This window comes from Haemophilus sp. Marseille-P9675, from assembly GCF_916862695.1.
Taxonomy (GTDB): Bacteria; Pseudomonadota; Gammaproteobacteria; order Enterobacterales; family Pasteurellaceae; genus Haemophilus; species Haemophilus haemolyticus_K.
The window spans coordinates 115,444-127,770 of sequence record NZ_CAKASP010000002.1 but is presented as its reverse complement, the minus strand read 5'-3'; the positions used below and the strand labels follow the sequence as shown (position 1 = coordinate 127,770).

Genomic DNA, 12,327 nt, shown 5'->3' with positions numbered 1-12,327 from the left:
TTTAAGCTCCTTTTTCTTTGTCTTTGGCTGCTGCAGCTTGCTCTGCTGCACGTTTACGGCGAATTTCTTTCGGATCAGCAAGTAATGGACGGTAAATTTCAATACGATCGCCCTTTTTTAATACATCAGTCAATTTAATTGGACGACTGAAAATCCCAATTTTATTTGTGCTCAAATCAATATCAGGAAATTGGCTTAAAATCCCTGATTGTGTAATCGCCGTTTGCACGGTGATTCCTTCATCAACTTGAAAAGATTTCAAATAATAACGTTCTGGCAAAGCATAAGCGATTTCAATGTTAATCTGATTCATTTTTACTTCTTCATAAAAAAAATTTCCGTTATTATAGCGGAAAAGTATAGCGAATTTTAGGGGCTGTGGGTAAATAAGGAAAGAGTATGAATTGGGTATTTTTTGCGATAGGTTCTGCATTTTTTGCAGGGCTCACGGCGATCTTAGGCAAGCTTGGCGTAGAAGGGATGAATAGTAATCTTGCCACCTTTATTCGAACTCTTGTCATTTTATTTGTGACGGCAGGCATTCTATCTGCTCGTAACGAGTGGCAATTGCCACAGCATATTGCAGTAAAACCGTTTAGTTTTCTGATTTTATCAGGTATTGCAACTGGGTTGTCTTGGCTTTGTTATTATCGCGCGCTCCAACTTGCTCCTGCCTCTTGGGTTGCACCAATTGATAAATTAAGTGTAGTTATTGCAATTATTCTGGGGGTTGTCATTTTAGGGGAGCCACTCAGCCTAAAATTAATTATCGGTAGTATTTTAATTTTATCAGGCGTACTTGTTTTGGCGCTATAGTAAAAATATGATAAATCAAATCAGTGTTTACGATAAAGAAAATTTCTTTGAGCTTTACCAAAAGCTTCGTTCTAATCCTCTTAGTTTAAATGAAGTTGTTGAGAAACCGACAATGCTTTCACTTTTGCCAGACTTACAAGGAAAAAAATTACTTGATCTTGGGTGTGGGGCTGGTGAACATTTAGCACTTTATTTATCAAGAGGCGCCAGACACGTAGTTGGAATCGATCTATCTACAAATATGTTAAAGCAAGCTAAAATTGATTTAGAAAAGTGCGCTGAATTTAAAGACTGTTTTTCTCTTTATCAATTACCTATGGAAAAGCTTATTGAATTACCAGAAGATAATTTTGATGTAATTACGAGTTCTTTTGCTTTTCATTATGTAAAAGAATTTCCTCAATTGTTGTCTGCAATTTTTAATAAGTTGAAAGCAAATGGTGTACTTGTTTTTTCTCAAGAACATCCTATCACGACCTGCCATAAGACGGGGGACCGTTGGGAAAAAAATGAGAATAAACAGCAAATTGCTTACCGTTTGAATCATTATCGAGATGAAGGAGAAAGAGAACGGAGTTGGTTTAAGCAGGCTTTTAAGACTTATCATCGTACGACTGCAACGATTATTAATAATTTGATTAAAGTAGGTTTTCAAATTGAGCGAGTGGAAGAACCAATGTTAGCAGATCAGGTTCAATGGCATCATGAATTTAAAGATTTACAGCATCGCCCCGTTTTGCTTTTTATACTTGCTAGGAAGGTTGTGTGATTTTATGGCTAAAAAGATAAGAAATACCCGCACTTTGATGCGGGTATTATTTTTTAAAGGTTGTTTAATTTCATTTTTGCCATTTGTTGTTCTAATTGGCTACCACTTTGTTGTGCTTGCTCAAAGCTGTTTTTAGCCGCAACTTTATCTCCTTTGGCGACTTGAATATCGCCAGTTAAGAGCGCTTTACGAGCATCAAAACTTTCACCTTTCACTTGGTTTAAGGTAGTTAAAGCATTGTCTAATTGACCCAATTGAAATTGTACCGCACTGAGACGTAATGCAACAATAGATGTTAATACTTCATCTTGAGATTGAGTTAATGCTTGATTTAAGTTTACTTCTGCAGCTGCAAAATCTTGTTTCTCAGCCGCTTTTTTCGCTTCATCTAACAAAGCAAAAACAGCGTATGCAGTTTTGCTGTTAGCTTGCACAAATTGTTCTATATTTGCTTTTTTAGCTTGTTCATCTTGTTGTGCAGAATAGATTAACGCATCATACTGTGCAGAAGCTTGAGCGATTTGCTCTGCTTGGTGCGCTTGCCAATAACGCCATCCAAACATCCCCCCCACACCTAAGATAAAAGCGACAATAATTGTTTTGCCATTCTCTTTCCACCAGTCTTTCAACTGGTTAATCTCTTGTTCTTCTTCAATGGAATAAGCCATGTTTTTCCCCTTTTAAATTAAAATTGAGTTTGAATATAGTCGATTACATTCACTAAATCTAAGGTTTGCTGATCTGCGCCACCTTGCAAGTGTTTAACAACGACTTGTTTATTTTGAACTTCGCTTTCGCCGATAACTAATGCCAATGTTGCACCAGATTTATCTGCACGTTTAAATTGTTTTTTGAAATTACCGCCAGAGCAGTGCAACATGGTATTTAAGTGCGGTAATTCTGAGCGTACTTTTTCCGCTAATTCAAAAGCGGCTAATGTTGCGCCTTCGCCTTGATAAACAACATAAATATCCACCGCACTTTTCACAGGAACATTTGGATTAACTTCTTGTACCAACAAGACTAAACGTTCTAACCCCATCGCAAATCCGATGCTTGGCGTTGCGTGTCCGCCAAGTTGTTCCACTAAACCGTCATAACGACCGCCGCCACACACGGTACCTTGTGCGCCAAGAGCGGAGGTTACCCATTCAAATACAGTTTTGTTGTAATAATCTAAGCCACGAACGAGTTTAGGATTAATTTCATATTGAATACCCACTGCATCTAATAATGAACATAATTGTTCAAAATGCTCACGGCTTTCATTATCTAGATAATCAAGTAATTTTGGCGCGTTATCTAATACTTTTTGTAATTCTGGATTTTTGGTGTCCAAAATACGAAGCGGATTTTTTACTAAACGGTCTTTTTCTTCATCGCTCATTAAATCTTGATGATTTTCTAAGAATCCAACCAAAGCTGAACGATAATTTGCTCGAGCTTCTAAAGAACCAATTGAGTTAAGTTGAAGTGTCACATGTTGATCGATACCTAATGCTTTCCATAAACGGTAGGTAAGCATGATTAATTCGGCATCGATTTCTGGATTCGCAATACCGAATACCTCAACACCTGCTTGATGGAATTGACGGTAACGACCTTTTTGTGGACGTTCATGACGGAACATTGGCCCTATATACCATAAACGTTGTTCATTGTTATAGATCCAACCATGTTCAATGGCGGCACGCACGCAACCTGCAGTGCCTTCAGGGCGTAAGGTTAATTGTTCGTCGTTATCCCAAAATGTGTACATTTCTTTTGAAACAACATCGGTTACTTCACCGATTGCACGCGCAAATAATGGTGTGCTTTCTACAACTGGCATACGCACTTCGGAATAACCATAATTGTTTAATACCTGGCGTACTTGCGCTTCAATCCATTGCCATAATGGAGATTCAGTAGGGGAGCAATCGTTCATTCCTCGGATTGCTTGAATAGTTTTAGCCACGAGCTTTCCTTAAATAATTCTGTTTTTTGGATCTTGTTGTGCGACTTTCGCACGAATTTTTGCTTCTAATTGGTTAACAATATCTTCGTTATCGAAGCGTTCTTTTTGTCGTTCGCCATTAAGATAATAACCGCTTTTTTTGTTACCACCAGTTACCCCGAGATCAGATACGAGCGCTTCTCCAGGACCATTCACTACGCAACCGATAATTGATACATCCATTGGTGTAATAATATCTTCAAGGCGTTGTTCTAACGCATTTACTGTACCGATTACATCAAACTCTTGGCGAGAGCAGGTCGGGCACGCAATAAAATTAATGCCACGAGAGCGAATTCGTAAAGATTTGAGAATATCAAAACCTACTTTAATTTCCTCTACGGGATCCGCGGCCAATGATACACGTAATGTGTCACCAATACCTTCGGCAAGTAACATACCTAAACCTATTGCAGATTTAACCGCACCTGCACGTGCACCACCCGCCTCAGTAATACCTAAATGTAATGGTTGCTTGATAGATTTGGCAAGTAAACGATAAGCTTCTACCGCTAAGAACACATCAGAGGCTTTTACACTCACCTTAAATTGATCGAAGTTAAGACGGTCTAGAATTTCTACATGACGCAATGCTGATTCTAATAATGCTTCTGGTGTTGGCTCGCCGTATTTTTCTTGCAGATCTTTTTCTAAAGAGCCTGCGTTTACGCCGATACGAATCGGAATATTTTTGTCACGAGCACAATCAACAACGGCACGGATGCGATCTTCACGACCAATATTGCCTGGATTGATACGTAAACAATCCACTCCATATTCTGCGACTTTTAGCGCGATACGATAGTCGAAATGAATATCTGCCACGAGCGGGACATTCACTTGTTGTTTAATTTGTTTAAATGCTTCTGCAGCGTCCATTGTTGGAACAGATACACGAACGATATCTGCACCAACACGTTCTAATGATTTAATTTGAGCAACAGTCGCCTCCACATCAGTGGTGCGAGTATTTGTCATTGATTGCACGGCAATTGGTGCATCACCACCAACGGGGACATTTCCTACATAAATTTTTGTCGATTCACGACGCTTAATGCTTGGTTGAAAAGCTGACATCTTTTTCCTTATTAAGGTTGTGAAAGTTTGAATTTTGCAATGCGACCATCCACTTTTAATGGATAATTTTCGCCTTTATAGGTGATACGTACATTACTTGGTGCGCCAACTATTAATGAAAACTCATCTCCATTAAAAGTTAATACTTCACCTTTTTTGTACTCTTTTTGTGCTAATACTCGGCGATTCTTATCTTTTACGCTGAGCCAGCTCGTATTATTTAAGATTTCTACAATCAAGTCTCCTTTCACAGTCGGGGCTGCTGGAGAAATTGATGGATTTTCTACCGCACTTTGAGTGTCAGAAACTGATTTTTCATCGTTTTTTGTTTGTGGAACGGCATTTTCTTGTGCTATTTCTGGTAACACATTATTTGTTATTTCTACTGGTTGTGAGACTGCTGCTGTTGTTTCTGGTGCAGTTTTATTACTCTCTTCTGTTGTCACAAGAGCTGTGGTTGGCTGATTGTTTTCGGTAGAAGCAACATAGCTTTGTACTAAGTCATCACGTTCTTGGTTATTTTGTTGGTAACTTTGCCACCACCAAAGTCCAGTCATGCCAAGGACTAAAATAAGTACAATGATAGATAAACGTCCGACCCAACGAGAGTGTGATGAATATTGATTTACTTCACGAGTTGAACGAGCATTTTTACTCAGATCGTTTTTACCGTTCTCTGCAAATGTAATATTTTCCCATACAGAATCCGGTAAGCGTAAGAACTTGGCATAGCTACGCACGTAGCCTTTTACAAAGATTGCAGGGGTAGCTTTTTGAATAAATTCGTTATTTTCAAGCTGCTGTAATATGGAGGGACGCAGCGAAATTTCTTTGGCGACGTCTTCGAGAGAAAGATTCAAGTTTTCACGTGCTTGGCGAAAAATCTCACCTGGTGAAAGTTCTTGCTCAGTTGTTGGATTCATAAATTCAATTAAATAATATGCGATAAATAAAGGCTAAATTCTAAAGTCCAACGCTTGATTTGGCAATGCTTTATTTAAAGGTATTAAATTTTTCCGCTCGTTTACTATCTGTTTGTCGCAATTTTTGTAATGCTTGTTGATAAATATCCATTTTTTTAGCGGAATAAGCACAAAGGGCCATATTTTCAAATGTATCTGCTTGATGATAATAATTAGGTGAATTCAGTGCGAGTTGAAATTGCTGCTGAGCTTGTTCAAATTGTTTTTGACGACATAAAAATGTCCCAAAATTATTATGTAAGTCCCCCTGTTGATTATTGAGTTTTAAAGCTGTTTCATATTCACGATGTGCGTTCTCAATTTCACCTTGTTGTTGATAATAATGCGCAAGCGCTGAATGCACGAGATAGTAATTTTTATCGTGTTGAAGTGCTTTATCTAAGTTGATTTTAGCGAGTTGAGGATTATTTTGTTGAAGGTAACCAAGTGCAAGTTCTACGCGAGCTTTCGCTGCTGATTGTTGATTGAAATCTTGAATGGTTGATTGGGAAACGCAAGCAGAAAAAATGAAAGGGAAAATAACCGCACTTAGTTGTTTACTTATTGTTTGCATTTTTTCTCCTTTTAACAGGGGAGGAAGAAATAGTTAATATGTTTTAATTCGTATGAAAACATAGGGCATGTGAACTTGATTCATTCACATGCCTAAAATATTAATTAACTTCTGTTACCCCAATATTTTGTCCAAATTGGCGTTTCATTGCCGTACGTTTAGTACGATCGATAACATCTCCAGCTAGCTGTCCGCAAGCTGCATCAATGTCATCTCCTCTAGTTTTACGGATAATCACGGTAAAGCCATATTCCATCAAGGTTTTTTGGAAGCGGTCAATACGCGTATTCGAGCTTTTTGCATAAGGCGCTTCAGGGAACGGATTCCATGGAATTAAATTAATTTTACAAGGTGTATTTTTTAATACTTCTGCAAGTTGATGTGCATGTTCTACACCATCATTCACATGATCGAGCATGACATATTCAATCGTAACTTTACCATGGTTTGCATTTGATACGCTTAAATAACGATTTACTGAGTCAATCAACATTTTGATATTATATTTTTTGTTGATTGGCACAATTTCATCACGCAATTCATCGTTTGGGGCATGTAATGAAATAGCCAAAGCCACATCGATCATTTTGCTCAAGTTATCTAGTGCAGGTACGACGCCAGAAGTTGATAAAGTGACACGACGTTTTGATAAACCGTAGGCAAAATCATCTAACATAATTTCCATTGCGGGAACAACGTTAGCGACATTTAACAAGGGTTCGCCCATTCCCATCATTACCACATTTGTAATTGGTCTAATGCCAGTCACCCCAAAGTTGCCAATAATTTTAGAGGCTCTCCAAACTTGGCCGATAATTTCTGAAACCGTTAAATTGCGATTAAATCCTTGTTGTGCTGTTGAACAGAATGTACAAGCCAAGGCGCAGCCAACTTGGGAAGATACACAAAGCGTAGCGCGATCTGCTTCGGGAATATACACAGTTTCAACTTGTTGTTCACCCACTTGCATTGCCCATTTTATCGTGCCATCGGCTGAACGCTGTTCAACGGCAACTTCTGGGGCTTTAATTTCTGCAACTGCCTTGAGCTTTTCTCGTAATTTCTTATTAATGTTTGTCATATTGTCGAAGTTATCTTCGCCAAAATGATAAATCCATTTAACTAATTGATCTGCTCGGAATGGTTTTTCGCCGAGTTCTTTAAAAAATTCGCGCATTTGTTGGCGCGTTAAATCCATTAGATTAATTTTTTTAGCTGGTGCATCTGATTGCACAGACAATAATTCTGACATTTTAGCCTCGTTATTACACATTGTGGCGATAGCGTTGTGCTGGTGTTTTTATCAAAAACTCACAACGAAAAATTCGCAATTAAAAAATGAACGGCGATTGTACAGATTTGTCACCGCATAATCTAGCGGAATTCAAAAATGATGGAAAATCTCACCGCACTTTTTTGCGATCTAGATCGAAAATATTTCCAATTACAGCGTAAAAAGTGCGGTAAAATGTGAGCCTATTTTCTAAGGTGACCAATAATGTTTAAAAAAGCTTTATTTCTTTTATCTTTGTGTCCTTCTTTTGCGGTGGCACAGTCTTACGTTGTGTATGATTTTACGCATAATCGAATGTTGGAAAGCCATGCGCCTGATAGTGTTCAGCCTATTGCTTCTGTAACGAAATTAATGACAGCGAACGTTTTTCTAGAGAATAATACAAATCCTAATTGCACTATTGCGATAACCAGTGACGATCGTGATTACATTAAAGGTACAAGCACAAAATTACCGATGAATGTTCCGATGGCTTGCAGAGAATTATTAAAGGCGATGCTTGTGCATTCTGATAACTATGCCGCTCATGCGCTTTCTCGTGCTGCAGGAATGAGCAGAATACAATTTATTCATAAAATGAATGAAAAAGCTCGCCAATTAGGCATGTATTCTACTCGTTTTCATGATAGTTCTGGTTTATCGAGTAGCAATATTTCCAGTCCTATGGATTTAGTTAAACTTGCTAAACATTCTTTAAATAAACCTGAAATTCGACAATTATCCAATATCAGTGCTACAAATATTCAAGCTGGAAGACATAGCATATTAATGAAAAATACAAATAAATTAGTGCGTGATGAAATTTTTGATGCTGTAGTAAATAAGACAGGCTACATTCGAGAATCTGGTTATAACCTTGTTTTCATTAATAAACACCCATGTAAAAGTTCCACCATCGGTGTAATTAGTCTCAATAATTCTTCTTCGGCATATCGTTCTAGCTTTACTAAAAGCAAATTAGAGAAATATGGTTGTACGGCATTGAATGGACGAACCATTCATGATGTTGAAGGCGAGGCACAATATGAAGAGGGCTATGATGAAGAAGGATTAAATAATTTAATTAAAAGAATTTCAGGATAATAAGTGTTATAACCATAGAGAAAACCTATCATTATTTTTGTTATGCTCTTCATAAGTTATAAGAAAAAACTTTAACTTGATAATCATTTTTATTTGAGATTAAGTTAAAAGGTGATAGTATGATATTTGATGAATAATTGTTGAGCGATTATTCAGGCATCCAACCTCTATACTTTTTTTATAAGGACATCTTATGCGAAATTCATTAAAAATTATGACCGCACTTGCACTTGGTTTGTTTGCAATGCAGGCTAATGCAAAATTCAAAGTCGTCACCACCTTCACCGTGATTCAAGATATTGCACAAAATGTGGCAGGCAATGCAGCTACAGTAGAATCTATCACCAAACCAGGTGCTGAAATTCATGAATATGAACCTACTCCAAAAGACATTGTGAAAGCACAATCTGCTGATTTAATTTTATGGAATGGTTTAAATTTGGAACGTTGGTTTGAGCGTTTCTTCCAAAATATTAAAGATAAACCAGCTGTGGTGGTGACAGAAGGTATTCAACCATTGTCTATTTATGAAGGCCCGTATAAAGATGCGCCTAATCCACACGCTTGGATGTCGCCATCTAATGCATTAATTTATATTGAAAATATTAAAAATGCATTGGTGAAATACGATCCACAAAATGCAGCAGTGTATGAAAAAAATGCCGCTGACTACGCTCAAAAAATCAAACAACTTGATGAACCACTTCGTGCAAAATTGGCACAGATTCCAGAAGCGCAACGCTGGCTTGTGACAAGTGAAGGTGCTTTCAGTTATTTGGCGAAAGATTACAACTTAAAAGAAGGCTACTTATGGCCAATTAATGCTGAACAACAAGGCACACCACAACAAGTGCGTAAAGTGATTGATTTAGTTCGTAAAAACAATATTCCTGTTGTGTTTAGTGAAAGTACAATTTCAGCAAAACCAGCACAACAAGTAGCGAAAGAAAGTGGCGCAAAATACGGTGGTGTGTTGTACGTTGATTCACTTTCTGCGAAAAAAGGCCCTGTGCCAACTTATATTGATTTGCTTAACGTCACTGTATCAACCATTGTTAAAGGATTCGGAAAATAATGGACTCTTTCTCGACATCAATTTGGGTTAATGATGTAACTGTTCGTTACAACAATGGCCACACAGCTATTCACAATATGACGTTCTCATTAAACAGTGGAACTATTTGTGCATTAGTGGGTGTGAATGGCAGTGGTAAATCTACGTTATTTAAAAGCATAATGGGGCTTGTGAAGCCACAACAAGGTGAAATCAAACTTTGTGATCTGCCAATTTCCCAAGCACTGAAACGTAATTTAGTTGCTTATGTTCCACAATCTGAAGAAGTAGACTGGCAATTTCCGGTGTCAGTGTATGATGTCGTGATGATGGGGCGTTATGGGTATATGAATTTCCTTCGTATCCCCAAAGCGATTGATAAACAAAAAGTTCAAGAGGCGATGCAGCGAGTGAACATTGAACATCTCGCGCATCGTCAAATTGGTGAGTTATCTGGCGGGCAGAAAAAACGCGTGTTTTTAGCCCGCGCTTTAGCACAACAAAGTCCAATTATTTTATTGGATGAACCTTTCACTGGCGTTGATGTGAAAACTGAAAATGCCATTGTTGATCTTCTTCAACAGCTTCGAGAAGAAGGTCATCTTATTCTTGTCTCAACTCATAACTTAGGGTCTGTTCCTGATTTCTGTGATCAAGTGGTGATGATTAATCGTACGGTGATTGCCGCAGGGAAAACGGAAGATACCTTTAACCAACATAATTTGGAAATTGTGTTTGGTGGGGTATTACGCCATATTAAATTGTTGGGTGAGGATTTACATAACGATGAAGATAAACGTGCCGTTACCGTCTTAACGGATGATGAAAAAGCCGTTGTATTCTATGGCGAAACTAAGCAAGATCCTCCAGCGCCAACAACTCAGGATTGCCATTTTGAAGACTGTCCTTGCAAAAGTGCGGTCAAAAAAGAGAAGGAGTAAGGCATGTTAGCATTATTATTAGAACCTTTCTCCTATGATTATATGCTCAAGGCGATGATCTTGAGTACGGCAGTTGGTGGGATTTGTGCTTTTTTGTCTTCATATTTAATGCTTAAAGGCTGGTCTTTGATTGGCGATGCACTTTCTCATTCGGTTGTGCCTGGTGTCGCGATAGCTTATGCCTTTTCTTTGCCTTATGCCCTTGGTGCATTTTTTGCCGGAATTTTAGCCGCACTTTCCATTCTTTGGATTAAATCCATTTCTAAACTGAAAGAAGATGCCGTTATCGGGTTTATTTTCAGTACTTTCTTTGCATTAGGTCTATTGATCATTTCTTTAAATCCAACTGCAGTAAATGTGCAAAGTATCATTTTAGGCAATATTTTAGGTATTGCCGACGAAGATATTTACCAAGTGGCAATTATCATCGGTGTTTGTTTAGTATTACTTTTATTATTTTGGAAAGATTTACTGTTGATTTTTTTCGATGAAACACAAGCAAGAACGGTAGGGCTTTCGCCATTATTTTATAAAGTTTTGTTTTTTACTCTATTAAGTGCTTGTGTGGTGGCTGCCTTGCAAACTGTAGGCGCAATTTTAGTGATTGCGATGGTCATTACCCCGGGTGCGACAGCATATTTACTGACAGATAAATTCAAAACCTTGTCAATCATCGCTATTATTTTAGGGGCGGTGACAAGTTTTGTTGGGGTCTATATTAGCTATTATTTAGATGGTGCCACAGGCGGTGTGATTGTCACATTGCAAACATTATTATTCTTGGCCGCTTTCTTATTTTCACCAAAATATGGCTTATTAACTCGTAATAAAAAGGCGGTAGAAAATGTTTGATTGGATTTTAGAACCGCTACAATTTGAGTTTATGCAAAATGCCTTATTGACCGCATTGATTGTTTCGATTATCTGTGCATTACTTTCTTGTTATTTAGTCTTGAAAGGCTGGTCATTGATGGGTGATGCCATTTCTCACGCTGTATTACCCGGTATTGTGCTTGCTTATTTAGCGGGAATCCCTTTAGCTATTGGGGCATTTTTCTCAGGCATTTTTTGCTCGCTTGGCGTGGGATATTTGAAAGAAAATAGTCGTATAAAAGAAGATACAGCAATGGGCATTGTATTTTCTGGAATGTTTGCCATTGGTCTTGTTATGTTCACCAAAATTCAAACAGAACAGCATTTAACGCATATTTTGTTTGGTAATGTATTGGGCGTAAGTCATCAAGAGCTTATTCAAAGTGCGGTTATTTCTGCGGTAATTTTTTGTATGATTGTCTTTAAACGTAAAGACTTTTTGCTTTATTGTTTTGACCCAAGTCACGCCCGTGTTGCAGGGCTTTCTCCTAAAATTTTACATTATGGCTTATTAATGTTGCTTGCTTTAACCATTGTAAGCACGATGCAAGTGGTAGGTGTTATTTTGGTGGTGGCAATGTTAATTGCACCAGGAATTACCGCACTTACGCTCACAAAATCTTTTGATAAAATGTTATGGATTGCTATTGTCAGTTCCATTACATCAAGCCTAATTGGTGTAATATTGAGCTATCATTTTGATGCGTCAACTGGTGCTTGTATTATTTTATTACAAGCGATATTTTTCATAGGAGCATTATTTTTGAGTCGCATAAAGCAAAAAACGTACTAAGTTTTTATTACTTAACTTATTATTCAAAATGATTTTTGAAATTTATTTCTTATTTTGTTAGAATTCATACACTTTTTATCTCTTATATAGGGATG

Annotated in this window: 14 protein-coding genes; 7 read left to right on the top strand and 7 right to left on the bottom strand. The window is 37.7% G+C overall.

Annotation, left to right across the window (positions count from 1 at the left end; all coding sequences use genetic code 11):
- Window position 1: 1 nt before the first annotated feature.
- Window positions 2-313: an RnfH family protein gene (locus tag LIX50_RS04220; protein ID WP_048953846.1), complete on the bottom strand. Its 312-nt coding sequence runs from the start codon at window positions 311-313 to the stop codon at window positions 2-4.
- An 86-nt stretch (window positions 314-399) separates the two neighbouring features.
- On the opposite strand from LIX50_RS04220, the gene LIX50_RS04215 reads away from it, so the two are divergent.
- Both LIX50_RS04215 and LIX50_RS04210 read left to right on the top strand, forming a co-directional pair.
- Entirely contained in the window at window positions 400-816 is a 417-nt protein-coding gene (locus LIX50_RS04215) for an EamA family transporter (RefSeq protein ID WP_048953844.1), read from the top strand.
- Between the two features lie 7 nt (window positions 817-823).
- Window positions 824-1,585: a class I SAM-dependent methyltransferase gene (locus tag LIX50_RS04210; RefSeq protein WP_140523781.1), complete on the top strand. Its 762-nt coding sequence runs from the start codon at window positions 824-826 to the stop codon at window positions 1,583-1,585.
- Between the two features lie 53 nt (window positions 1,586-1,638).
- Here the strand turns inward: LIX50_RS04210 and LIX50_RS04205 are convergent, their stop codons facing one another.
- The 6 genes from LIX50_RS04205 to LIX50_RS04180 all read right to left on the bottom strand — a co-directional run bounded on the left by LIX50_RS04205 (window position 1,639) and on the right by LIX50_RS04180 (window position 7,446).
- Window positions 1,639-2,253 carry a YfgM family protein gene (locus LIX50_RS04205; protein ID WP_140523778.1) on the bottom strand — a complete coding sequence of 205 codons (615 nt, stop codon included), beginning with the start codon at window positions 2,251-2,253 and terminating at the stop codon, window positions 1,639-1,641.
- Between the two features lie 17 nt (window positions 2,254-2,270).
- The gene (gene hisS / locus LIX50_RS04200; RefSeq protein WP_140523775.1) at window positions 2,271-3,542 is read right to left on the bottom strand and encodes a histidine--tRNA ligase; all 1,272 of its coding nucleotides are present in this window, start codon (window positions 3,540-3,542) and stop codon (window positions 2,271-2,273) included.
- Between the two features lie 9 nt (window positions 3,543-3,551).
- A complete protein-coding gene (ispG, locus tag LIX50_RS04195) occupies window positions 3,552-4,658 on the bottom strand; it encodes a flavodoxin-dependent (E)-4-hydroxy-3-methylbut-2-enyl-diphosphate synthase (protein ID WP_005630108.1) in 1,107 nt (368 codons plus the stop codon).
- An 11-nt stretch (window positions 4,659-4,669) separates the two neighbouring features.
- A complete protein-coding gene (locus LIX50_RS04190) occupies window positions 4,670-5,581 on the bottom strand; it encodes a helix-turn-helix domain-containing protein (RefSeq protein WP_048953838.1) in 912 nt (303 codons plus the stop codon).
- A gap of 70 nt (window positions 5,582-5,651) precedes the next feature.
- Entirely contained in the window at window positions 5,652-6,194 is a 543-nt protein-coding gene (gene pilW, locus LIX50_RS04185; protein ID WP_048953837.1) for a type IV pilus biogenesis/stability protein PilW, read from the bottom strand.
- A gap of 100 nt (window positions 6,195-6,294) precedes the next feature.
- The gene (locus tag LIX50_RS04180; RefSeq protein WP_005630119.1) at window positions 6,295-7,446 is read right to left on the bottom strand and encodes a bifunctional tRNA (adenosine(37)-C2)-methyltransferase TrmG/ribosomal RNA large subunit methyltransferase RlmN; all 1,152 of its coding nucleotides are present in this window, start codon (window positions 7,444-7,446) and stop codon (window positions 6,295-6,297) included.
- A 246-nt stretch (window positions 7,447-7,692) separates the two neighbouring features.
- On the opposite strand from LIX50_RS04180, the gene LIX50_RS04175 reads away from it, so the two are divergent.
- From LIX50_RS04175 to LIX50_RS04155, 5 genes are all read left to right on the top strand, one after another.
- Window positions 7,693-8,571 (top strand): D-alanyl-D-alanine carboxypeptidase family protein, encoded by an 879-nt coding sequence (locus LIX50_RS04175; RefSeq protein ID WP_048953836.1) that lies wholly within the window; start codon window positions 7,693-7,695, stop codon window positions 8,569-8,571.
- Between the two features lie 193 nt (window positions 8,572-8,764).
- On the top strand, window positions 8,765-9,646 hold the full coding sequence (locus LIX50_RS04170; RefSeq protein WP_005637458.1) for a metal ABC transporter substrate-binding protein: 882 nt from the start codon (window positions 8,765-8,767) through the stop codon (window positions 9,644-9,646).
- The gene (locus LIX50_RS04165) at window positions 9,646-10,566 is read left to right on the top strand and encodes an ATP-binding cassette domain-containing protein (RefSeq protein ID WP_048953835.1); all 921 of its coding nucleotides are present in this window, start codon (window positions 9,646-9,648) and stop codon (window positions 10,564-10,566) included. Before LIX50_RS04170 ends, LIX50_RS04165 begins: the two co-directional genes overlap by 1 nt.
- Before the next feature lie 3 nt (window positions 10,567-10,569).
- Window positions 10,570-11,418, top strand: a complete 849-nt coding sequence (locus LIX50_RS04160; protein ID WP_048953834.1) for a metal ABC transporter permease — start codon at window positions 10,570-10,572, stop codon at window positions 11,416-11,418.
- The gene (locus tag LIX50_RS04155) at window positions 11,411-12,232 is read left to right on the top strand and encodes a metal ABC transporter permease (protein WP_048953833.1); all 822 of its coding nucleotides are present in this window, start codon (window positions 11,411-11,413) and stop codon (window positions 12,230-12,232) included. Before LIX50_RS04160 ends, LIX50_RS04155 begins: the two co-directional genes overlap by 8 nt.
- Window positions 12,233-12,327: the final 95 nt, after the last annotated feature.

Coding starts and splice junctions, on each gene's coding strand:
- LIX50_RS04210 (WP_140523781.1), top strand. CDS start 824: ATGATAAATCAAATCAGTGTTTACGATAAAGAAAATTTCTTTGAGCTT.
- LIX50_RS04175 (WP_048953836.1), top strand. CDS start 7,693: ATGTTTAAAAAAGCTTTATTTCTTTTATCTTTGTGTCCTTCTTTTGCG.
- pilW (WP_048953837.1), bottom strand. CDS start 6,194: ATGCAAACAATAAGTAAACAACTAAGTGCGGTTATTTTCCCTTTCATT.
- LIX50_RS04215 (WP_048953844.1), top strand. CDS start 400: ATGAATTGGGTATTTTTTGCGATAGGTTCTGCATTTTTTGCAGGGCTC.
- ispG (WP_005630108.1), bottom strand. CDS start 4,658: ATGTCAGCTTTTCAACCAAGCATTAAGCGTCGTGAATCGACAAAAATT.
- LIX50_RS04205 (WP_140523778.1), bottom strand. CDS start 2,253: ATGGCTTATTCCATTGAAGAAGAACAAGAGATTAACCAGTTGAAAGAC.
- LIX50_RS04180 (WP_005630119.1), bottom strand. CDS start 7,446: ATGTCAGAATTATTGTCTGTGCAATCAGATGCACCAGCTAAAAAAATT.
- LIX50_RS04155 (WP_048953833.1), top strand. CDS start 11,411: ATGTTTGATTGGATTTTAGAACCGCTACAATTTGAGTTTATGCAAAAT.
- LIX50_RS04190 (WP_048953838.1), bottom strand. CDS start 5,581: ATGAATCCAACAACTGAGCAAGAACTTTCACCAGGTGAGATTTTTCGC.
- LIX50_RS04220 (WP_048953846.1), bottom strand. CDS start 313: ATGAATCAGATTAACATTGAAATCGCTTATGCTTTGCCAGAACGTTAT.
- LIX50_RS04165 (WP_048953835.1), top strand. CDS start 9,646: ATGGACTCTTTCTCGACATCAATTTGGGTTAATGATGTAACTGTTCGT.
- LIX50_RS04160 (WP_048953834.1), top strand. CDS start 10,570: ATGTTAGCATTATTATTAGAACCTTTCTCCTATGATTATATGCTCAAG.
- LIX50_RS04170 (WP_005637458.1), top strand. CDS start 8,765: ATGCGAAATTCATTAAAAATTATGACCGCACTTGCACTTGGTTTGTTT.